The sequence below is a fragment of the Achromobacter sp. ACRQX genome (assembly GCF_022346505.1).
GTDB lineage: Bacteria > Pseudomonadota > Gammaproteobacteria > Burkholderiales > Burkholderiaceae_B > Achromobacter > Achromobacter animicus.
On the sequence record NZ_JAKRML010000038.1, the window covers coordinates 43,134 to 62,341 of the forward strand.

The 19,208-nt window shown below is 64.1% G+C and carries 19 protein-coding genes; 12 read left to right on the forward strand and 7 right to left on the reverse strand.

Annotated elements, in window-relative coordinates:
• Nucleotides 1-81: 81 nt before the first annotated feature.
• From MHZ91_RS25225 to MHZ91_RS25255, 7 genes are all read right to left on the reverse strand, one after another.
• Nucleotides 82-1,392 carry a citrate synthase gene (locus MHZ91_RS25225; RefSeq protein WP_006218129.1) on the reverse strand — a complete coding sequence of 437 codons (1,311 nt, stop codon included), beginning with the start codon at nucleotides 1,390-1,392 and terminating at the stop codon, nucleotides 82-84.
• 19 nt (nucleotides 1,393-1,411) lie between these two features.
• Nucleotides 1,412-1,672, reverse strand: coding sequence for a succinate dehydrogenase assembly factor 2 (locus MHZ91_RS25230; RefSeq protein WP_175137369.1), 261 nt, complete (start codon nucleotides 1,670-1,672; stop codon nucleotides 1,412-1,414).
• A 24-nt stretch (nucleotides 1,673-1,696) separates the two neighbouring features.
• Complete coding sequence (locus MHZ91_RS25235; RefSeq protein WP_056322095.1) at nucleotides 1,697-2,413, reverse strand: succinate dehydrogenase iron-sulfur subunit; 717 nt, start codon at nucleotides 2,411-2,413, stop codon at nucleotides 1,697-1,699.
• An 18-nt stretch (nucleotides 2,414-2,431) separates the two neighbouring features.
• A complete protein-coding gene (gene sdhA / locus MHZ91_RS25240) occupies nucleotides 2,432-4,210 on the reverse strand; it encodes a succinate dehydrogenase flavoprotein subunit (RefSeq protein ID WP_175122896.1) in 1,779 nt (592 codons plus the stop codon).
• Nucleotides 4,211-4,213: 3 nt separating this feature from the next.
• Nucleotides 4,214-4,597: a succinate dehydrogenase, hydrophobic membrane anchor protein gene (gene sdhD / locus MHZ91_RS25245; RefSeq protein WP_008161843.1), complete on the reverse strand. Its 384-nt coding sequence runs from the start codon at nucleotides 4,595-4,597 to the stop codon at nucleotides 4,214-4,216.
• Nucleotides 4,598-5,011, reverse strand: coding sequence for a succinate dehydrogenase, cytochrome b556 subunit (gene sdhC, locus MHZ91_RS25250; RefSeq protein WP_063952703.1), 414 nt, complete (start codon nucleotides 5,009-5,011; stop codon nucleotides 4,598-4,600). It abuts the gene before it with no gap.
• A 120-nt stretch (nucleotides 5,012-5,131) separates the two neighbouring features.
• On the reverse strand, nucleotides 5,132-5,911 hold the full coding sequence (locus MHZ91_RS25255) for a GntR family transcriptional regulator (RefSeq protein ID WP_056322083.1): 780 nt from the start codon (nucleotides 5,909-5,911) through the stop codon (nucleotides 5,132-5,134).
• A gap of 354 nt (nucleotides 5,912-6,265) precedes the next feature.
• Between MHZ91_RS25255 and MHZ91_RS25260 the strand changes: the two genes are divergently transcribed.
• The 12 genes from MHZ91_RS25260 to MHZ91_RS25315 all read left to right on the forward strand — a co-directional run bounded on the left by MHZ91_RS25260 (nucleotide 6,266) and on the right by MHZ91_RS25315 (nucleotide 19,174).
• Nucleotides 6,266-7,255, forward strand: coding sequence for a malate dehydrogenase (locus MHZ91_RS25260; protein ID WP_054429535.1), 990 nt, complete (start codon nucleotides 6,266-6,268; stop codon nucleotides 7,253-7,255).
• A 263-nt stretch (nucleotides 7,256-7,518) separates the two neighbouring features.
• On the forward strand, nucleotides 7,519-8,409 hold the full coding sequence (prpB, locus tag MHZ91_RS25265) for a methylisocitrate lyase (RefSeq protein WP_175122897.1): 891 nt from the start codon (nucleotides 7,519-7,521) through the stop codon (nucleotides 8,407-8,409).
• Nucleotides 8,410-8,498: 89 nt separating this feature from the next.
• Nucleotides 8,499-9,692 carry a 2-methylcitrate synthase gene (prpC, locus tag MHZ91_RS25270; protein ID WP_239216246.1) on the forward strand — a complete coding sequence of 398 codons (1,194 nt, stop codon included), beginning with the start codon at nucleotides 8,499-8,501 and terminating at the stop codon, nucleotides 9,690-9,692.
• A 73-nt stretch (nucleotides 9,693-9,765) separates the two neighbouring features.
• Complete coding sequence (locus MHZ91_RS25275; protein WP_239216248.1) at nucleotides 9,766-11,217, forward strand: bifunctional 2-methylcitrate dehydratase/aconitate hydratase; 1,452 nt, start codon at nucleotides 9,766-9,768, stop codon at nucleotides 11,215-11,217.
• 91 nt (nucleotides 11,218-11,308) lie between these two features.
• Nucleotides 11,309-11,737 carry a CopD family protein gene (locus MHZ91_RS25280; protein ID WP_239216250.1) on the forward strand — a complete coding sequence of 143 codons (429 nt, stop codon included), beginning with the start codon at nucleotides 11,309-11,311 and terminating at the stop codon, nucleotides 11,735-11,737.
• 555 nt (nucleotides 11,738-12,292) lie between these two features.
• On the forward strand, nucleotides 12,293-13,681 hold the full coding sequence (locus MHZ91_RS25285; protein WP_239216256.1) for a class I SAM-dependent RNA methyltransferase: 1,389 nt from the start codon (nucleotides 12,293-12,295) through the stop codon (nucleotides 13,679-13,681).
• A 262-nt stretch (nucleotides 13,682-13,943) separates the two neighbouring features.
• The gene (locus tag MHZ91_RS25290) at nucleotides 13,944-14,132 is read left to right on the forward strand and encodes a hypothetical protein (protein WP_008161862.1); all 189 of its coding nucleotides are present in this window, start codon (nucleotides 13,944-13,946) and stop codon (nucleotides 14,130-14,132) included.
• A 133-nt stretch (nucleotides 14,133-14,265) separates the two neighbouring features.
• Nucleotides 14,266-14,781 carry an RDD family protein gene (locus tag MHZ91_RS25295; RefSeq protein WP_175122901.1) on the forward strand — a complete coding sequence of 172 codons (516 nt, stop codon included), beginning with the start codon at nucleotides 14,266-14,268 and terminating at the stop codon, nucleotides 14,779-14,781.
• A gap of 141 nt (nucleotides 14,782-14,922) precedes the next feature.
• Nucleotides 14,923-15,828 (forward strand): DUF2167 domain-containing protein, encoded by a 906-nt coding sequence (locus tag MHZ91_RS25300; RefSeq protein ID WP_175137364.1) that lies wholly within the window; start codon nucleotides 14,923-14,925, stop codon nucleotides 15,826-15,828.
• 108 nt (nucleotides 15,829-15,936) lie between these two features.
• Complete coding sequence (locus MHZ91_RS25305; RefSeq protein ID WP_175122903.1) at nucleotides 15,937-16,809, forward strand: UDP-2,3-diacylglucosamine diphosphatase; 873 nt, start codon at nucleotides 15,937-15,939, stop codon at nucleotides 16,807-16,809.
• 125 nt (nucleotides 16,810-16,934) lie between these two features.
• The gene (locus MHZ91_RS25310) at nucleotides 16,935-18,650 is read left to right on the forward strand and encodes an acyl-CoA synthetase (protein ID WP_239216252.1); all 1,716 of its coding nucleotides are present in this window, start codon (nucleotides 16,935-16,937) and stop codon (nucleotides 18,648-18,650) included.
• Between the two features lie 2 nt (nucleotides 18,651-18,652).
• Nucleotides 18,653-19,174, forward strand: a complete 522-nt coding sequence (locus tag MHZ91_RS25315) for a gamma carbonic anhydrase family protein (protein ID WP_239216254.1) — start codon at nucleotides 18,653-18,655, stop codon at nucleotides 19,172-19,174.
• The last annotated feature ends 34 nt before the right edge of the window (nucleotides 19,175-19,208 follow it).

Genomic DNA, 19,208 nt, shown 5'->3' on the forward strand with positions numbered 1-19,208 from the left:
GCGCCAAAGAAAAACGCCAGTCGGCGCTGAGCTGACTGGCGTTTTGCCGGAAGGCGCCGCCTTCCGGAGGGGCGTAGCGAATTAACGCTTGTCCATCGGGGGCACGTCGCGCGTGACCGAACCGGTGAACAACTGACGGGGACGGCCGATCTTGTAGTCGGGATCCGACAGCATTTCGTTCCACTGGGCGATCCAGCCCACCGTGCGGGCCAGCGCGAAGATGGCCGTGAACAGCGAGGTCGGGATGCCGATGGCGCGTTGGACGATACCCGAGTAGAAGTCCACGTTCGGGTACAGCTTGCGCTGGACGAAGTACGGATCCGACAGGGCGATGCGTTCCAGTTCCATGGCCAGCTTGAACAGCGGGTCGTTTTCCAGGCCCAGGGCCGAGAGCACTTCCTTGCAGGTTTCCTGCATCAGCTTGGCGCGCGGGTCGTAGTTCTTGTAGACGCGGTGGCCAAAGCCCATCAGGCGCACGCCCGAGTTCTTGTCCTTGACCTTCTCCATGAACTCGCCGACCTTGTCGATGCCGCCGTTGGCTTGCAGTTCTTCGAGCATCTGCAGGCAAGCTTCGTTGGCGCCGCCGTGAGCCGGGCCCCACAGGCAAGCCACGCCAGCCGAGATCGCGGCGAACGGGTTGGTGCCCGACGAACCGCACAGGCGCACGGTCGAGGTGGAGGCGTTTTGCTCGTGATCGGCGTGCAGGATGAAGATGCGGTCGAGCGCGCGCTCGACGACTTCATTGACCTTGTAGTCTTCGCACGGCGTGGCGAACATCATGCGCAGGAAGTTGCCCGTGTAGGACAGGTCGTTCTGCGGGTAGATGAACGGTTGGCCTTGCGAATACTTGTACGCCATCGCAACCAGCGTCGGCATCTTGGCGATCAGGCGGATGGCCGAGATGTGACGGTGCTGCGGGTTCGTGATGTCGGTGGAGTCGTGGTAGAACGCGGACAGCGCGCCGACCAGACCCGTCAGGACGGCCATCGGGTGGGCGTCGCGGCGGAAACCACGCAGGAAGAAATGCAGCTGCTCGTTGACCATCGTGTGATGGGTCACTTGCGAGTCGAAATCGGCCTTTTGCTCCTGGTTCGGCAGTTCGCCGTTCAGGATCAGGTAGCAGATGTCCATGAAGTCGCAGTTCACGGCCAGCTGTTCGATCGGGTAGCCGCGGTACAGCAGTTCGCCCTTGTCGCCGTCGATGTACGTGATGCCCGACTCGCAGGCAGCCGTCGACATGAAGCCGGGGTCAAACGTGAACATGCCCGTCTGGCCGTAAAGCTTGCGGATGTCGATCACATCCGGACCGACCGTGCCCTTGTAGACAGGGAACTCAATGGGTGCGCTGCCATCCGAGAAGGACAGAGTGGCTTTTTTGTCAGACAGGTTCATGTTTATTCCTCTCAATTAATCAGAGCGCGCGCATCTGGCCAATAATGCCTCGAAGCCTGGGCGTATCCAGCGCGCCTTCAAGGTCCTTACGGGCCAGCAGCAGATCGAGAAGATCGTTGTCTCCCATCTCGAACAGCTGGGTCAATGCGGCCACGTCATCATCGGTAAGTTCAGCCTCGTGGGCATCCAGATACCGGGTGATGATCAAGTCGTTTTCGAGCAGGCCGCGGCGCGCCCGCCAACGCAGTCGCGCCCGCTCCAGTTCAGTCAGCCTGCTCATTCGTACACCTCAAATACACAAAAACTAGACCGTGCGACGGACCATCAGTTCCTTGATCTTGCCGATCGCCTTGGTCGGGTTCAGTCCCTTGGGACAGACGTCGACGCAGTTCATGATCGTGTGGCAACGGAACAGGCGGTACGGATCTTCCAGGTTGTCCAGACGCTCGCCGGTGGCTTCGTCGCGGCTGTCGGCGATGAAACGGTAGGCTTGCAGCAGGCCGGCCGGGCCGACGAACTTGTCCGGATTCCACCAGAACGACGGGCAGGAAGTGGAACAGCACGCGCACAGGATGCACTCGTACAGACCGTCCAGCTCTTCGCGCGCCTCGGGCGACTGCAGGCGCTCTTTTTCGGGCGGCGGCGTGTCGTTGATGAGGTACGGGCGGATCGAGTGGTACTGGTTGAAGAAGTGCGTCATGTCCACGATCAGGTCGCGGATGACCGGCAGGCCGGGCAGCGGACGCAGGACGATCGGTTCCTTCAATTCGCGCAGGTTCGTCGTGCAGGCCAGACCGTTCTTGCCGTTGATGTTCATGGCGTCGGAACCGCACACGCCTTCACGGCACGAGCGGCGCAGGGCCAGGCTGTCATCGACGTCGTTCTTGATGCGCACCAGCGCATCGAGCAGCATCTTGTCGGTGGGCTGGAGCTCGACGTCCAGCTTCTGCATGTAGGGACGCTCGTCCTTGTCCGGATCGTAGCGGTAGATTTCGAACTTGACGATTCTCTTGGTGCTCATAGTAGGCTCAATCCGGACTTAGAAGGTACGCGCCTTGGGCGGGAAGGATTCGACCGTCAGCGGCTTCATCTGAACAGGCTTGTAATCCAGGCGGCTGCCTTCGGAGTACCACAGCGTGTGCTTCAGCCAGTTCTCGTCGTCGCGCGTCGGGTGATCGTCCAGCGCGTGCGCGCCGCGGCTTTCGGTGCGGGCGGCGGCCGACTTGATCGTGGCGCGTGCCACTTCGGTCATGTTCGCCAGTTCCAGCGCCTCGACGCGGGCGGTGTTGAACACCTTGGACTTGTCCTTGAAGTAGATGCTGTCGGCTTGCTTGGCCAGGTCTTCGATCTGGGTCACGCCTTCGTTCAGCAGGTCCAGCGTGCGGAACACGCCGCAGTGGCGCTGCATCGAGAAGCGGATGGCGTTGCCGATGTCTTGCGTCTTTTCGCCGGACGTACGCGATTCCAGCTTGTTGATGCGGTCCAGCGAGAACTCGACGGCCTGTTGCGGCAGGTCCTGGTGCGCGCGCTGGCGCTCCGGATGCGAGTTCACGATGTGGTTGCCGGTGGCGCGGCCGAACACGATCAGATCGAGCAGCGAGTTCGTGCCCAGGCGGTTCGCGCCGTGGACCGAGACCGCGGCGCACTCGCCGATGGCGTACAGGCCGTTGACGATCTTGTTCTCGCCGTTTTCGCGCGTCAGCACCTGGCCGTGGTAGTTGGCCGGAATGCCGCCCATCTGGTAGTGGATGGTCGGAACGACGGGGATCGGTTCCTTGATCGGGTCCACGTTGCCGAACTTGATGGCGATTTCGCGGATCGAGGGCAGGCGCTTGTTGATGACGTCGGCGCCCAGGTGATCGAGCTTGAGCACCACGTAGCTGCCATCCGGACCGCAGCCGCGGCCTTCCTTGATTTCCTGGTCCATCGAGCGCGACACGAAGTCACGCGGCGCCAGATCCTTCAGCGTGGGCGCATAGCGCTCCATGAAGCGCTCGCCATCCTTGTTCAGCAGGATGCCGCCTTCGCCGCGCACGCCTTCCGTGATCAGCACGCCCGCGCCGGCCACGCCGGTCGGGTGGAACTGCCAGAATTCCATGTCCTGCAGCGGGATGCCGGCACGGGCAGCCATGCCCAGGCCGTCGCCGGTGTTGATGAACGCGTTGGTGGAAGCGGCCCAGATACGGCCCGCGCCGCCGGTGGCCAGCACCGTGGTCTTGGCTTCCAGGATGTAGATTTCGCCCGTTTCCATTTCGAGGGCGGTCACGCCCACGACGTCGCCGGCTTCGTTGCGCAGCAGGTCCAGCGCCATCCATTCGACGAAGAACTGGGTGCGCGCGGCAACGTTCCGCTGGTACAGGGTGTGCAGCAGGGCGTGGCCGGTACGGTCGGCAGCGGCACAGGCGCGCTGGACCGGCTTTTCGCCGAAGTTGGCGGTGTGGCCGCCGAACGGACGCTGGTAGATCGTGCCGTCGGGGTTGCGGTCGAACGGCATGCCGAAGTGCTCGAGCTCGTACACGGCGTTCGGCGCTTCACGGCACATGAATTCGATGGCGTCCTGGTCGCCCAGCCAGTCCGAACCCTTGACGGTGTCGTACATGTGCCAGTACCAGTTGTCTTCGCTCATGTTGCCCAGCGAGGCGCTCACGCCGCCTTGCGCAGCAACGGTGTGCGAACGCGTGGGGAACACTTTGGAGAGCACCGCAACGGACAGGCCCGCTTGGGACAGTTGCAGCGAACAACGCATGCCGGCTCCGCCGGCGCCCACGACCACCACATCAAACTGGCGGCGCGGCAGGGATTTCAGGACAGAGACCACGGCTTAAATGCTCCAGAGGATTTGCGCGAAGTAAACGACCGAACCGACCAGCCAGAGGATCGTCAGCACTTGCATCAGCAGGCGCACGCCCACCGACTTGACGTAGTCCATCCAGATGTCGCGCACGCCAATCCAGGCATGCCAGGCCAGCGCAATGAATGCAAGGGTGGCCAGGATCTGGCCAACCGGAAGAACGCCCACGTAGAAATTGAACAGCGCGGTCCAGTGTTCATACGTGAAGGCCGGCATCATCAGGATGCCGATGAGCAGCACCAGCGTGTACACGGCCATGATGACGGCGGTGATGCGCTGGATGATGAAATCCATGACGCCATAGTGCGCGCCGACGACCAGGCGCTTGGGTCCGTAGTTTTTAGCGGCGGCCATTTACAGCACTCCGAACAGTTTGAGAGCGAACACCAGGGTCAGCGCGAGGCTGACGCCGAACACCACGCCGGCGCTCTTCTTGGAGGACTGCTTGTCGATGCCGATGTGCAGATCCAGGAGCAGGTACCGGATGCCCGCACAGAAGTGATGCAGGTAGCCCCAGACGAGGACGAGGAAAACGAGCTTGACGATCGGGTTGCCGGCGTACGCGGCCACGGCGGCGAACGTCTGCGGTGCGGCCACGCTGGCCGCGAAGAGCGGCAGGATGACCAAGGGAAGACAGAGGAACAACAACGCGCCGCTGACGCGGTGCAGAATGGACAGCTTGCCGGCCAGGGGCAGGCGGTAACTGGCAATTTGCGCAATACCAATATTGCGAAACTGCGGACGTGGCTTGGCAGCGGTGTCGGACATGACGGCCTCGGTGTTTCGGAACTAGGGAATCGTTACGGCTAAATCGCCGCGGCCCTTGCGGGCAAACGCGGTATTTTCGCCCAGAGACGGGTTGGTATCAAATCGTAGGTAAAAAGCTCATCAATTCAGACTATTGCGGTAGTGGTATCGATCGGTCAAGTACAACCCCCGGCGGATTTCCATGGGGCGGTCACCGTATGTGTAAGACACCCGGTCTACCTGCAACAACGGCGTGCCGGCGGCAACATTAAGCAGCGTACAGACTTCAGCCGGCGCGGCGACCGCGCGCAGCTTCTCGTCCGCGCGCACCATGCTGACGCCGAACTCGGATTCAAAAAGGCCATAGAGCGGCGCCTTGTTGGCGGTCAGCAGCTCAAGGGTGAGACCACGGAATATGGAACCGGGGAGCCAGATGTCGTCCAGCACGGTCGGTGTCTGCCCCATGGACAGCAGGCGGCGGATCATGACGACAGTCTCGCCCGCGCGCAGGTCCAGCGCGCGGGCGATTTCGGCGGGCGCGCGGGTGCGGCGGCATTCCAGGATGCGGCTTTCGGCGCGGCCGGCCTCGCCCTCTTCGTCGGGGGCCAGGCGCAGGAAACGGTAGCGCACGCGGGCTTCGTGGTGGGTGGCGACAAAAGTGCCCTTGCCCTGGCGGCGCAGCAGCATGTGCTCGGCGGCCAGCTCATCGACCGCCTTGCGCACCGTGCCCTGGCTCACCTGAAAACGGGCGGCCAGATCGATTTCGCTGGGGATGAGCTCGCCGGGCTTCCATTCGCCGCGTTCGAGGCTTTGGACAAGCAGATCCTTGATCTGGCGGTAGAGCGGACTGAAAGCGGCTCCCTCGCCCGTTGGACGGGCGGCGCGATTGCGTAAGGAGGTTTCGGGCCTAGGCTCTGCCATGGATCTTCTTGAAAGTGTCATGTTTATCCGGATGAATGAGAAGGCAGCACCAAGGGATGCAGACTCATCCGATGCGCTGCTGCCGCCAGCCTTACGGCTTGATACAGGCGCGCGGCCCAGCGGGCCGCGGCGCATTCGAATAAACGCTCTATTGTGGCATATCGGGAGGCGAGCTGTCCAACGTCTTATGTCTTATATAAGATAGAAGATCAATTGACGCTTACGTTAATTCGATCTAGGATTCAAAGCTGTCCGCGCGACGCGCAGCGCCCCTGGCGGCCGCTTGTTACCGCGCCCAACGATTACACTGATTGGTGAGATTTTTTTCTCGCCAAACCATTACGGAGAACGTCCATGTCCAAGCCTGCCTTGCGTGTCGCCGTCACCGGCGCCGCCGGCCAAATCGGTTACGCACTGCTATTCCGCATCGCCTCGGGCGAAATGCTGGGTAAAGATCAACCCGTCATCCTGCAACTGCTGGAAATCCCCGACGAGAAAGCGCAAAAGGCCCTGAAGGGCGTCATCATGGAACTGGATGACTGCGCCTTCCCGCTGCTGCAGGAAGTCACCGCGCACAGCGACCCGCGCACCGCCTTCAAGGACGCCGACGTGGCCCTGCTGGTTGGCGCCCGTCCGCGCGGCCCGGGCATGGAACGCAAGGACCTGCTGTCCGTCAACGCACAGATCTTCACGGCTCAGGGCAAGGCCCTGAACGACGTCGCCAGCCGCAACGTCAAGGTCCTGGTCGTCGGCAACCCTGCCAACACCAATGCCTACATCGCCATGAAGTCGGCGCCGGACCTGCCCGCCAAGAACTTCACCGCCATGCTGCGCCTGGACCACAACCGCGCCTTGTCGCAACTGGCCGCCAAGTCTGGCAAGGCCGTCGCCGACATCGAAAAGCTGGTCGTGTGGGGCAACCACTCGCCCACGATGTACCCCGACTTCCGCTTCGCCACCGTCGGCGGCGAATCGCTGTCCAAGCTGATCAACGACGACGCTTGGAACCGCGACACGTTCATCCCCACGGTGGGCAAGCGCGGCGCCGCCATCATCGAAGCCCGTGGCCTGTCCTCGGCCGCTTCGGCCGCCAACGCCGCCATCGACCACGTCCGTGACTGGGTCCTGGGCAGCAACGGCAAGTGGGTCACGATGGGCATCCCGTCGGACGGCTCCTACGGCATCCCCGAAGGCATCATCTACGGCGTGCCGGTCACCACCGAAAACGGCGAATACAAGCGCGTCGAAGGCCTGGAAATCGACGCCTTCTCGCGTGAGCGCCTGGACTTCACGCTGAAAGAGCTCCTCGAAGAGCGCGACGGCGTCAAGGACCTGCTGAAGTAAGCAGCGCGCAGTAAAAGGATTGGGCCCGTTCATGCGGGCCCAATCCTTAAGCGGGACCGCATTGCGCGCGGCAGCTGAAGTGCCGCAATACATGCCCGATGCATGCCGCAATTCGTACGCATCGAATACCGCAGTACCGTGAAATACACCTGTCTCTTCGCTCTCTTCGCGAAAGATCTTGCCGCGGGGATTGTCGCGCAGGGGACAGATTTATTTTTCGGACCCGCGATAAGGTCGTGGGCTACCAAGAACAGGAGACAACCATGGCCAGACCCGAATCGCCCGGCGCCCTCTTTCGCCGCGCGCTCGCCGAAGAGAATCCGCTGCAGATCATCGGCGCCATCAACGCGAACCACGCCCTCTTGGCCAAGCGCGCCGGCTATCGCGCCATCTACCTGTCCGGCGGCGGCGTCGCGGCCGGCTCGCTGGGACTGCCGGACCTGGGCATCAACACGATGGACGACGTCCTGACCGACGTGCGCCGCATCACCGACGTGTGCGATGTGCCGCTGCTGGTCGACATCGACACCGGCTTCGGCCCGTCGGCGTTCAACATCGCCCGCACCGTCAAAAGCCTGATCAAGTTCGGCGCGGCCGCCTGCCACATCGAGGACCAGGTCGGCGCCAAGCGCTGCGGCCATCGGCCCGGCAAGGAAATCGTCACCACCGAGGAAATGGCCGACCGCGTGAAGGCCGCCGCCGATGCGCGTACCGACAGCGATTTCTACCTGATCGCCCGCACCGACGCGATCGCCTCGCACGGCGTGGACGCGGCCATCGAACGCGCGCTAGCGTGTGTGGAAGCCGGGGCCGATGCGATCTTCGCCGAAGCCGCTTACGACCTGCCCACCTACGACCGCTTCGTCAAGGCCGTCAAGGTGCCCGTGCTGGCCAACATCACGGAGTTCGGCAAGACGCCGCTTTTCTCCGTCGAGGAACTGAAGAGCGTCGGCGTGGGCATGGTGCTCTATCCGCTGTCCGCCTTCCGCGCCATGAACAAGGCCGCCGAGGCCGTCTACACCGCGATCCGCCGCGACGGCCACCAGAAGAACGTCGTCGACCTGATGCAGACGCGCGAAGAACTGTACGACCGCATCGGCTATCACGAATTCGAATCCAGGCTGGACGCGCTCTTCCAGAAGGGCAAGGCCTAGTTGCGCAACGTCAGGCGCGCGCCGCGGCAGACCCGCGGCGGCGCCCGCCCCCATTGCATCTTCCATCGCGTAAGGAAAGGAGTAGAGACATGAGCACGGCTCCCAAGAAGCAAGAAGCCAAATCGGACGCCAAGCCGGAAGAAAAAGCCGGTTTCAAGCCCAAGAAGTCGGTTGCGCTGTCCGGCGTGGTCGCGGGCAACACCGCACTGTGCACCGTCGGCCGCAGCGGCAACGACCTGCACTATCGCGGCTACGACATCCTGGACATCGCCGATACCAGCGAGTTCGAGGAAATCGCCCACTTGCTCGTCCATGGCAAGCTGCCCAACAAGGCCGAACTGAAAGCCTACAAGGAAAAGCTGCGCAGCCTGCGCGGCCTGCCCGCGCAACTGCAGGTTGCCCTGGAAGCCCTGCCCGCCGCCAGCCATCCGATGGACGTGATGCGCACGGCCGTGTCGGTGCTGGGCTGCGTGCTGCCTGAAAAAGACGACCACAACACCCCGGGCGCGCGCGACATCGCCGACCGCCTGATGGCCAACCTGGGCTCGGCCCTGCTCTACTGGTACCACTACAGCCACAACGGCCGCGTCATCGACGTGCAGACGGACGACGACAGCATCGGCGGCCACTTCCTGCACCTCTTGCATGGCGAAAAGCCCAGCGACGAATGGGTCAAGGCGATGCATATTTCGCTGAACCTGTACGCCGAGCACGAATTCAACGCCTCGACGTTCACGGCCCGCGTCATTGCCGGCACGGGTTCGGACATGTTCTCGGCCATCTCGGGCGCCATCGGCGCACTGCGCGGCCCCAAGCACGGCGGCGCCAACGAAGTCGCATTCGAAGTCCAGAAGCGCTACGAAACGCCGGACGAAGCCGAGGCCGACATCCGCCGCCGCGTGGAAGCCAAGGAAGTCATCATCGGCTTCGGTCACCCGGTCTACACGATTTCCGACCCGCGCAACAAGGTCATCAAGGACGTCGCCAAGAAACTGTCCAAGAAGGCCGGCACGACCAAGATGTTCGACATCGCCGAACGCCTGGAAACGGTCATGTGGGACGTCAAGAAGATGTTCCCCAACCTGGACTGGTTCTCGGCTGTCAGCTATCACATGATGGGCGTGCCCACCGCCATGTTCACCCCGCTGTTCGTCATCGCGCGCACCGCGGGTTGGTCGGCCCACATCATCGAGCAGCGCATCGACAACAAGATCATCCGTCCCACCGCCAATTACGTGGGCCCGGAAGACCAGAAGTTCGTGCCCATCGACAAGCGCAAGTAAAACCAAGCGGAAGTAAAACCGATCGAGGGCGCGGCATGGCCACCTGTATTCACTTTTCCGAAGAGGTACTGCTATGTCTGCCCCGATCTCGAACGTCCGTCCCGAACCCGACCAGGTCCTGGCAGATATCGCGGACTACGTGCTCAACTACGAAGTCCGCAGCGATCTGGCGTACGAGACCGCGCGCAACTGCCTGATCGACACGCTGGGCTGCGGCCTGGAAGCGCTGGAATATCCGGCGTGCAGGAAGCTGCTGGGTCCGGTCGTGCCGGGCACCGTAGTGCCGCAAGGCGCCAAGGTGCCCGGCACGCAGTTCCAGCTTGACCCGGTCCAGGCGGCGTTCAACATCGGCACGATGATCCGCTGGCTGGACTTCAACGACACCTGGCTCGCCGCCGAATGGGGCCACCCGTCCGACAACCTGGGCGGCATCCTTGCCACAGCCGACTGGCTGTCGCGCACGGCGGTCGCGGCGGGCAAGCCGCCCCTGTCCATGCGCGACGTGCTGACCGGCATGATCAAGGCACACGAAATCCAGGGCTGCATCGCGCTGGAAAACTCCTTCAACAAGGTCGGCCTGGACCACGTCGTTCTGGTCAAGGTGGCGTCCACCGCCGTCGTGGCGCAAATGCTGGGCCTGACCCGTGACGAAGTGATCAACGCGGTGTCGCTTGCCTGGGTCGACGGCCAGAGCCTGCGCACCTATCGACACGCCCCCAACACCGGCAGCCGCAAGAGCTGGGCGGCCGGCGATGCCACCAGCCGCGCGGTGCGTCTGGCGCTGATCGCGCGTACCGGCGAAATGGGTTATCCATCGGTGCTGACTGCCAAGACCTGGGGCTTTTACGACGTGCTTTTCAAGGGGCAGCCGTTCAAGTTCCAGCGGCCTTATGGCAGCTACGTGATGGAAAACGTGCTGTTCAAGATTTCGTTTCCGGCTGAATTTCACGCGCAGACCGCCGTGGAATGCGCCATGCAGCTCCACGATCTGCTCAAGTCCCTGGGCAAAAGCGCCGACGACATCAAGCAGATCCGGATCCGCACGCACGAGGCGTGCATCCGCATCATCGACAAGAAGGGACCACTGAACAATCCTGCCGACCGTGACCACTGCATTCAGTACATGGTGGCCGTTCCGGTGCTGTTCGGGCGCCTGACCGCGGGCGACTACGAAGATGAGATCGCGCAGGATCCGCGCATCGATGCGCTGCGCGCCAAGATCGTCTGCGTGGAAGACCCCGCGTTCACCAGCGACTATCACAACCCCGCCAAGCGCTCGATCGCCAACGCGCTGACCGTGCAGTTCAACGACGGCTCGGCGCTGGATGAAATCGTCTGCGAATATCCCATCGGCCACAAGCGCCGCCGCGCCGACGGGATTCCGCTGCTGGAGACCAAATTCCGCACCAACCTGGCCCGTGTGTTTCCACCGCGTCAGCAGCAGCGCATCTTGGCGGCGTCGCTGGATCAGGAGACGCTGGAAGCGATGCCGGTCCATGAATATATGGATTTGTACGTGATCTGAGGTTGTCCGGCTGACGGGAGGTGTAAGCGCCAGGCGTCTGGTGCTCACACCGGCGCGCATACAATGCGGCTTTCCTCCATCGGATCGCGCCATGGCCATGCTCTGGGTCAAGACCTTTCACATCGTCTTCATCGCTTCCTGGTTTGCCGGATTGTTTTATCTGCCGCGCATCTTCGTGAATCTGGCGCAGACCTCGGACACTGCTGTCCAGGAAACGCTGCTCGGCATGGCGCGCCGCCTGTACCGCTTCACCACCACCCTGGCGGTCGTGGCCATCATTTTCGGGATGTGGCTGTACGTGGGTTACCGCATCGGCGTGGGCCCGGGCAATGGCTGGATGCACGCCAAGCTCTTTTTCGTGCTGCTCGTCATCGGCTACCATCACGCCTGTGGCCTCATGCTGCGCAAGTTCGAACAGGGCAAGAACACCCGTTCGCACAAGTTCTATCGCTGGTTCAACGAAGTTCCCGTCTTGCTGCTCTTGGTGGTGGTGGCGCTGGTCGTCGTCAAACCCTTCTGATACCCCTACCTTTGCACATTCGCCAGGATTCGTATGTCCTCTGATGAACAGGACCGCCCGCGCAAGACGCTGACGATCAAGAAAACGGCCCGCGACGCCCAAGCCGAGGGCGCTGCCAAACGCACCCGCACCGGCGCCCGCGCGCGCCTGGTCGCGCAGATCGAGCGCGCCCGCGACAACACCGAACGCCAGAAAGACCCCGAGGGCTACCAGCGGCGCCAGGAAGAAGAGGCCCGCAACGCCCGCAGGCCGTCCGGCGCGGGCCGCGATGCGCCCGCCCGTGGCACGTCGCCGCGTTCGGGGCAGTCGCGGTCTGGTCAGTCACGCCCCGGGCAGGCCGAGCGCGGCCAGTACGACCGCGGTCCGTCCGACCGTAGCCCGTACGACCGAGGTCCTTCCGATCGCGGCCAATCCGACCGTCCCTCGGCGCGCCGTGGCGCTTCGGACCGCACCCGCGCGGACGACAGCCGCCGTGGCGACGGCCGCCGCGATGACGGCCGCCGCGATGACGCACCCGGCTCGCGCGCCGGCCGCACGCCGCAGCGCGCGCCGCGCTTGCGTGATGACCAGTACATTGCCCCGGCGACGCCGGCCGGCCGTTTCTACGATCCGTTCGAAGACGACGGCCCCGCCCCCGAATTCGCCCAAGAGCCCGACCACACCGCAGCATCCGACGACGCGCAGCAATCCGATTTCGCGCACGAAGCCGATGCAGATCACGACTGGGATGCCCCGCGCGAGCGCGCCGCCCCCCGCGTCGATGTCCGCAGCCGCCGTCCCCGCGAGCCGCGTCAAGCTGAAACCTTCACCGTCTTCGCCCCCTGCCCCCAAGGCCTGGAAGAAGCGCTGACCGCCGAAATGCAGGCCCTCGGCTACGAAGACGCCAAGGCAGGCCGGGCGGGCTGCTCATTCACGTCGGACTGGTCCGGCATCCAGCGCGCCAACCTGTACTCGCGTCTGGCCACCCGCATCCTGGTGCAGGTGGCGCACGCCGAGATCTCGCACGAAGACGACATCCTGGATCTGGCCCGCGATACGCCCTGGGAACGCTGGTTCGGCGCCGAACAGACGCTGCGTGTGGACACCTCGGCCATCAAGAGCCCGGTGCAGAGCCTGCAGTACTGCAACCTGCGCGCCAAGGACGGTATCTGCGACCGCCTGCGCGAACTCGAAGGCGAGCGCCCCAGCATCGACACGGTACGCCCCGATGCACGCGTACACCTTTTCCTGACGGGTCACACAGCCACGTTGTACCTGGACACCTCGGGCGAATCCCTGTTCAAGCGCGGCTGGCGCCTAGACAAGGGCGAGGCGCCACTGCGCGAAAACCTGGCCGCCGGCATGCTGGCGCTGGCGGGCTGGGATCCGGCGGCGCCGCTGCTGGATCCCTTCTGCGGCTCCGGCACCATCCTGATCGAAGCGGCCTGGATCGCGCTGGGCGTGCCCCCGGGCATCTCGCGCCCGTTCGGTTTCGAACGCCTGCGTGACCACGATGCGTACCGCTGGCGCGACCTTAAGGAAGACGCCCGCGCCCGCATCCTGCCGCAGCTGGACGCGCCTCTGGTAGGTTACGACCTCAATCCCCTGGCCATCGAATACGCCCGCAACAACGCCGAGCGCGCCTGGCTGACGGCCGACTCGATCCGTTTTGAAGTGGGCGATGCCCGCGACGTGGTGGCGCCCGCCGACCACGGCTGGATCGTCACCAACCCGCCTTACGGCGAGCGCATGGGCGCGGAGCAGGACGCCGACCTGTGGCGCGACTGGGCCACCTGCCTGAAGCGCAATTTCGCGGGATGGGAGCTGCACGTCATTACCAGCGACCTGACGCTGCCCAACCAGATGCGCTTGAAGCCCAAGCGGCGCGTCCCCTTGCACAACGGCGCGCTCGATTGCCGCCTGTTCGGCTTCGAGCTGGTGGCCGCCGGCTACCGCGACGCCTGAGCGCGTTCTGCCCCCTGCGGCACACGCCGCGGGGGCGCCCCTTCCTTGATTCCGCCAGCATCCCACGTTGTAAAAGCGCCGCAACATGCGGCGCCTATCTTTGCTTATGGTGCCCGGCCGCGCGGTTTTGGGGCATCATCAGCACCAAGGTGTTGCCAGGTTGCACCAGCTTGAATCGGCCTCTTGCATAGTTTCAGGGTAAACCCCTATAATCCGGGTTATCCCTAGTAGCAAACAACTGTGCAAGCCCGTGGAGGCTATTGTGATCAACCCGAACAACACCATTCGCCTGACCGACGAACTCGAGCGTCAACTGATGCTCCAGGCTATCGAAGAACAATTCCGCCCGCATCCGATGCGGGCGTTGGCTGCAGGCCTGCGCAAGCTGGCCCACGGCATCAAGGCTCTGGCCGGCAAGACGAGCGCCAAGAACGCGCATTCCGCTGCCTAAGCTGGGCCCAGGCTTTCGGGCCTAACGATTTTCCCCTTGGGGGCTGCATAGCCCCTTTTATAGACCCGCCCTCACCGGCGGGTTTTTTTTCGCGCGAAACGTGGGGGCAACAATTTATGGATAATACGCGTCCATGAATGACGCCCACCTCGACGAGACGCCCAATCGGCTGCGCCGGTTTGCCTGCATGATGTACGAAGCCGTCCTGCTGTTCGGCGTCGTGTTCCTCGCGGGTTACCTGCTGGATACCCTCACCCAAAGCCGCAATGCGCTGGAATTGCGGGCCGCCCGGCAGGCGTGGCTGTTCGTGGCGATCGGCGCCTACTTCGTGCTGTGCTGGCGCCGCCGCGGCCAGACGCTGCCCATGAAGACCTGGAACATCCGGCTGGTGGACCGACATGGCAACACGCCGTCGACCGGCCTGCTGATCCTGCGCTACATCCTGGCTTGGCCGCTGGTGCTGGCAGGCGCCGCCGTGGTCTGGGGCGCGGCGCTGGCCACCGGCTGGCCGTCCGTGGACATGTTCATCGTGGCGGCCCCCTTTGCCATCTTCATCTGGTCATGGTTTGACCCGGACGGTCAGTTTCTGCACGACCGGATTCTGGGCACGCGCCTGCGTAACGCGCCGCAGGCCAAGAAAGCGCGCTGACCGGCACGCTCGGCGGCGCGCGGCCGGCATCGCCGTTTGATGCTTGCCAAGCCGCCCGCTATTTCGCGCGCCTGTTCAGAAAGATGACAGCCGCACGCCCGGACAATGAGGCCCCATTTAATTTACGGCTTCATTCTCACCATGCGCGCATTCCTTTCCCGCCTGTCGCTGGCCTTCGCCAGCGCGCTGTTGTTCCTGCACGCAGGCGCGTCCGCCCAAAACGCATCGGCCCAGCAGGAAATCGAAGCGGCTTCAAAGGCCGCCTTCGCCGCCGCCCGGCAAGGGCCGACCGACGTGACACTGGGCGACCAGGCCACGCTGAAGCTGCCCCAGACCATGTTCTTCGTGCCGCGCCCGCAGGCCGACCGGTTGATGCAGGCCTATGGCAACGGCAAGGATCCTTCTCTGCTGGGCGTCGTGATGCCCAAGAGCGACGACGAGGATTGGGTCGTCACTGTCAATTTCGACAAGGCCGGCTACATCAAGGACGACGACGCCCGCAACTGGAACGTCAACGAACTGCTGGACAGCCTGCGTGAAGGCACCGAGGCGTCCAACGAGGAACGCAAGAAGCGCGGCTTTCCGGAGCTGACGGTGGGCGGCTGGGTGGAGGCGCCCAAGTACGACAGCAACACGCAGCGCCTGGTCTGGTCGGTGGCCGCCAAGCACAAGGACGCCGCCGCGGAGGAAGACGCCACGGTCAACTACAACACCTACGCGCTGGGCCGCGACGGCTACATCACCCTGGACCTGATCACCGAAAAGAACAAGGTGCCCACGGACAAGGCCGCCGTGCTGGCGCTGCTGGACAACCTGCACTACGTGGAAGGCAAGCGCTACGCCGATTTCGATGCCTCGAGCGACAAGGTCGCCGAGTATGGCCTGGCGGCTCTGGTGGCGGGCGTCGCCGCCAAGAAGCTCGGTCTGTTCGCGGTGATCGCGGCTTTCCTGGCCAAGTTCGCCAAGGTCGGCATCCTGGCCGCGGCAGCGCTGGGCGGCGGGCTGTGGAAGCGCCTGAAGGGCAAGAAGGCCACCGGGCAGTCCTGATCCGCTGGACGGGTGGTGCGCGTGCGCCTGCCTGGCCGCGCGCGCCGTCACAACCGCGTCATGGATTCGTCACGCGCGCGTCATCGGTAGGTGGTCTCATTCTCAAGCATGACCACAGCCCACAGGGAAGCGACCGTGAACGAGATCCAACCGACGCACTGGCGCGCCCTGTGGATTTCCGATATTCACCTGGGCACTGCCGGGTGCAAGGCGGAATTCCTGCTCGATTTTCTGGATCACAACGACTCGGACACGCTGTACCTGGTCGGGGACATCGTCGATGGCTGGCAGTTGCGCAAGCACTGGCACTGGCCCCGCGCGCACAACGACGTGATCCAGCGCATCCTGCGCAAAGCCCGCAATGGCACTCGCGTGGTGTTCATCCCGGGCAACCATGACGAATTCGCCCGCGAGTTCGCCGGATTCGCCTTTGGCGACATCGAGGTCCTGGACGAGGACGTGCACGTCACGGCCAAGGGGCTGCGGCTGCTGGTGCTGCACGGGGACCAGTTCGACGGCGTCATCCAGCACAGCCGCTGGCTGGCGCACCTGGGCGATGGGCTCTACCAGTTTGCGTTGTGGGTCAACCACCATTTCAACCGCCTTCGCCACCGGCTGGGCATGCATTACTGGTCCCTGTCCCAGTACCTGAAGCACAAGGTCAAGAACGCGGTGTCGTTCATCACCGACTTCGAGGAGGCGCTGGCCGGCGAAGCCCGGCGGCGTGGACTGGACGGCGTGGTCTGCGGCCACATCCACAAGCCCGAACTGCGCGACGTGAGCGGCATCCTGTACTGCAACGACGGCGACTGGGTCGAAAGCCTGTCGGCGCTGGCAGAAACGCACGATGGCCAGCTCCAGCTTCTGGACTGGGCGGTGCTGCAGGCCGAACGCCAGCGCGACCCGGCCAACCGCCCGCCGCGGTCCCTGACGCTGCCCGCCCTGCCCTCCGCGCTGCGCCGGCAAGGCAAGCATCCGTGATAACCCGTATGCGTCCCCGTTACGCAACGGGGATATTGCAGTTCACGCCCCTCTAGGTCATGCTTGCACCTGAGTAACGGGCGATATGACCCGTTCACGCCGCAACATGCTTACAACATAGGGCCATGAACGACCAATATCAGGCGCTCTACCAATCATTCCGCTGGCTGGTGCCCACCCAGTTCAACATCGCGGAAGCGTGCTGCCACCGCTGGGCATCCAGCAGTCCGGATGCGCGGCGCATTGCCATCTACTACGAAGATGAGTCCGGCAACCGCGAGGTCTGGACCTTCGCCCGCCTGGCGGAAGCCGCCAATCAGCTCGCCAACGGCCTGGTGAAAATGGGCGTGGGCAAGGGCGACCGGGTCGGTGTGGTTTTGGGGCAACGCCCGGAAACCGTGGTCGCTCATATGGCCATCTACAGCGTCGGCGCGGTGGTCCTGCCCCTGTCGGCGCTCTTCGGCCCCGAAGCGCTGCAAAGCCGACTGTGCGATGCCGAAGCCCGCGTCGCCATCGTCGACCACGCCTCCAGCGCCAACCTACTGGCCGTCACCGAACACTGCCCCGCCCTGCAGCAGGTCATCGGCATCGGCTTCGCCGACGAGCGCGTGCTGCCGTGGCGCAGCCTGCTGGCCCGCCAGCCCAACGAATTCAAGGCCGTGCAGACCCGTTCGTCGGATCCGGCCATCCTGCTTTACACCTCCGGCACCACCGGCGCCCCCAAGGGCGCGCTGCTGCCCCACAGCGTGTTGATCGGCAACCTGCCGGGCTTCGTCGCCTCGCAGGACTGGTTTCCCAAGCCTGCCGACGTGTTCTGGTCGCCCGCCGATTGGGCCTGGACCGGCGGCATGATGGACGCCCTGCTACCCACGCTGTATTTCGGCCACCCCATCGTGGGCACGCGCGGACGCTTTTCCGTGGAACGCGCCTTCGAACTGCTGGAACGTTATCAGGTCACCAATACGTTCCTCTTCCCCACCGCGCTGAAGATGATGATGAAGGCGGTGCCAGAGCCCCGCCAGCGCTACCAGCTTGCCTTGCGCGCCATCATGAGCGCCGGCGAAAGCGTGGGCGAGACGGTGTTCGATTGGTGCCGGACGGCGCTGGGCGTGACGCCCAACGAAATGTTCGGCCAGACCGAAATGAACTACGTGGTGGGCAACAGCAACAAACGCTGGCCCGCCAAACCCGGCTCGATGGGCCGCCCGTATCCCGGCCACAACGTGGCGGTGCTGGACGACGACGGCACGCCGGTCGCGGCGGGCGCCACGGGCGAGATCGCGGTCAACCGGCTGGACATCCACGGCTTTCCGGACCCGGTCATGTTCCTGGGTTACTGGCGCAACGAGGCCGCCACGCTGGCCAAGTTCAAGGGCGACTGGTGCCTGACGGGCGACCTCGCCACCGTCGATGAGGACGGCTACCTCTGGTATGCGGGCCGCGCCGACGACGTATTCAAGTCGGCCGGCTACCGGATCGGCCCGGGTGAAATCGAAAGCTGCCTGGTTGGCCACCCGGCCGTGGCCAATGCTGCCGTGGTGCCCAAGCCGGACGCCGAGCGCGGTGCGGTGGTCAAGGCCTTTGTGGTGCTGACGCCGGAATTTGCCCTCCGGGACCGAGGCGAAATCACCGAAAACCTTCAGGAGCACGTGCGCGAGCGCCTGGCGCCGTACGAATACCCGAAGGAAATCGAATACGTGGACGAACTGCCCATGACCACCACGGGCAAGATCCAGCGGCGCATCCTGCGCGAGCGTGAAGCAGAACGCCCGCAGGCCAGCGCGCCCCAGACCGACGTTGGCGCGCCCGTTGCCGCCCCGGCGCGGCAAACGGAGACCTAGTCATGGCCATTTACCAGCTCAACGACCTGATCCCCCGCATCGACCCGCAGGCCTACGTGGCCGACAGCGCCGACCTCATCGGCAACGTCACGCTGGAAGCCGGCGTCAGCATCTGGTCGCATGTATCGATCCGCGCCGACAACGACGCCATCCAGATCCGCGAAGGCACCAACATCCAGGAATCAAGCGTCCTGCACGTCGACGCGGGCTGTCCCATGACCATCGGCCCGAACGTCACCGTCGGCCACCAGGCCATGCTGCACGGCTGCACCATCCACGAAGGGGCGCTGGTCGGCATGCAGGCGATCGTCCTGAACAACGCCGTCATCGGCCGCAACTGCCTGATCGGCGCCGGGGCGATCATCCCCGAAGACCGGGTCATTCCGGACAATTCGCTGGTCATCGGCATTGGCAAGATCGTGCGGGAGCTTTCCACCGAGGAAATCGCCAACATGCACAAGAACACCGCCCACTACGTGGCGCGCGGCCAACAGTACAAGACGGCCCTGAAACGCATCGGCTGACGGCTCCCCCGAGGGCCCCCGCAAGTGCCCCAAC

Excerpts from the sequence above, each read along its gene's own strand:
- MHZ91_RS25295 (WP_175122901.1), top strand. The coding sequence starts at position 14,266 with ATGAATGACGCCCACCTCGACGAGACGCCCAATCGGCTGCGCCGGTTT.
- MHZ91_RS25230 (WP_175137369.1), bottom strand. The coding sequence starts at position 1,672 with ATGAGCAGGCTGACTGAACTGGAGCGGGCGCGACTGCGTTGGCGGGCG.
- MHZ91_RS25255 (WP_056322083.1), bottom strand. The coding sequence starts at position 5,911 with ATGGCAGAGCCTAGGCCCGAAACCTCCTTACGCAATCGCGCCGCCCGT.
- MHZ91_RS25275 (WP_239216248.1), top strand. The coding sequence starts at position 9,766 with ATGTCTGCCCCGATCTCGAACGTCCGTCCCGAACCCGACCAGGTCCTG.
- MHZ91_RS25315 (WP_239216254.1), top strand. The coding sequence starts at position 18,653 with ATGGCCATTTACCAGCTCAACGACCTGATCCCCCGCATCGACCCGCAG.
- MHZ91_RS25305 (WP_175122903.1), top strand. The coding sequence starts at position 15,937 with ATGACCACAGCCCACAGGGAAGCGACCGTGAACGAGATCCAACCGACG.
- sdhC (WP_063952703.1), bottom strand. The coding sequence starts at position 5,011 with ATGTCCGACACCGCTGCCAAGCCACGTCCGCAGTTTCGCAATATTGGT.
- MHZ91_RS25310 (WP_239216252.1), top strand. The coding sequence starts at position 16,935 with ATGAACGACCAATATCAGGCGCTCTACCAATCATTCCGCTGGCTGGTG.
- MHZ91_RS25300 (WP_175137364.1), top strand. The coding sequence starts at position 14,923 with ATGCGCGCATTCCTTTCCCGCCTGTCGCTGGCCTTCGCCAGCGCGCTG.
- MHZ91_RS25260 (WP_054429535.1), top strand. The coding sequence starts at position 6,266 with ATGTCCAAGCCTGCCTTGCGTGTCGCCGTCACCGGCGCCGCCGGCCAA.
- MHZ91_RS25280 (WP_239216250.1), top strand. The coding sequence starts at position 11,309 with ATGGCCATGCTCTGGGTCAAGACCTTTCACATCGTCTTCATCGCTTCC.
- prpC (WP_239216246.1), top strand. The coding sequence starts at position 8,499 with ATGAGCACGGCTCCCAAGAAGCAAGAAGCCAAATCGGACGCCAAGCCG.
- MHZ91_RS25235 (WP_056322095.1), bottom strand. The coding sequence starts at position 2,413 with ATGAGCACCAAGAGAATCGTCAAGTTCGAAATCTACCGCTACGATCCG.
- prpB (WP_175122897.1), top strand. The coding sequence starts at position 7,519 with ATGGCCAGACCCGAATCGCCCGGCGCCCTCTTTCGCCGCGCGCTCGCC.
- sdhD (WP_008161843.1), bottom strand. The coding sequence starts at position 4,597 with ATGGCCGCCGCTAAAAACTACGGACCCAAGCGCCTGGTCGTCGGCGCG.
- MHZ91_RS25225 (WP_006218129.1), bottom strand. The coding sequence starts at position 1,392 with ATGAACCTGTCTGACAAAAAAGCCACTCTGTCCTTCTCGGATGGCAGC.